1 protein-coding gene is annotated in these 1,346 nt (G+C 71.2%); it reads right to left on the reverse strand.

Annotated features, from left to right (window positions below):
* On the reverse strand, positions 1 to 1,346 hold a 1,346-nt coding region (locus FKP22_RS33175), incomplete at both ends, for a hypothetical protein (RefSeq protein WP_211361676.1).

Genomic DNA, 1,346 nt, shown 5'->3' on the forward strand with positions numbered 1-1,346 from the left:
GCCAGTACCACCAGCCCCGCCGGTCGCCATGGCAGAACGCTGGGTCGCCAGAGCATCAAGGGTTTCGCCGCCGACAGTCGACGTGGCGCGGCCGCCCTGACCACCGTCGCCGGAGGACAGCTCGTTGCCTCCGGCACCTCCCTGGGCCAGCGCCTCGACCTGCAGGATGCCAATGCCGGAGCCGGCAGCGGAGGCATAGGCATCGGCTCCCGCTCCACCACCGACCAGTTCGCCGCTCTCCGAGCTGTCGCCCCCACGCCCGCCCTGGGCCTCCGAGCGCAGAAAGACCGAACTGGCCGTCTGGTTCTGCTCGCTCAACTCGGATGTCGCCGCCCCGCCCGAGCCGCCGATGTAGTACTGCGCAGCGCCGCCGTCCCCACCCTGGGCACGCTGATACAGCGACAAGGCACCGGTGGTGGTACCGACGGCGGCATTGCTGAGCCACACCTCCGCGCCGCCAGCGCCCGGTTTGCCCCTGACGGCGCCGCCATCACCGCCTCGCGCCCGTGCCGTCACACTGACTGCGCCGCTGCCGGACTGGCCGCTGGCCTGGACGCTCGCGGTGCCGCCATGCGGGTCGTCGTTTCTCAAGCTGACCTGCCCTCCCACTGCATCGGCAACCACCGTGACCTGGCCGGCGCCGCTGACGCTGCCACGTGCCGATGCGCTGGCCGCACCACCGGTGGAGTTGCCGTTGCCGCCTGTGGCGGTGGTCGTGAGCGACAGATCGCCGACGCCGCTGACGTCGGCAGTTGCAAGCGCATCGCCGCTGCGCAAGTCTCCGTTCAGGCCAGTGCCGCTGTGTCCGCCCTGAGCGCTCACCGTGACGATCTGCGAGGCTGCAAGCGTGTCGACCCGGGTCAGGGTGCTGCTGGCGTCGCCGCCCATGCCGCCAACGGAATAGGTGCCACCGCCCTTGCCGCCGGAGCCGCCTTGCGCGGCCTGGATGAGGGTCAGCTGACCAGCGGTGCCGCCGCTCACTGCATTGACCAGCGACGCCGAACCACCGCTGCCGCCGTTCGTCGGTGAGTAGCCGTCGATGCCATTTCCGCCATTGCCGCCCACTGCGGTGGCGCTGACCATGACCTTGCCGCTGCCGGAAAAGGCGCTGGCATCGACGGCGGTGACGGGGCCGCCGTAGCCACCCGAAGCTTCGGAGTTCCAGTTGGGGCCTCCGGTTCCACCCGAGCCGCCCACGGCAAGCGCCGTCGCCTCGGCGGCGTTGGTACCGGTCGCGGTCGCATTCGCGCTGGCACTTGCAAGGTTGCCGCTGCCGCCAATGCCACCGCTGGGCGGCTCGCCACTCGGGCTCTCAGGGCCAATGCCGGTGTCGCCGCCGTTGCCGC

Origin of the sequence: Ideonella azotifigens (assembly GCF_006519715.1) — a bacterium.
In the GTDB taxonomy this organism is placed as follows: domain Bacteria; phylum Pseudomonadota; class Gammaproteobacteria; order Burkholderiales; family Burkholderiaceae_C; genus Ideonella; species Ideonella azotifigens.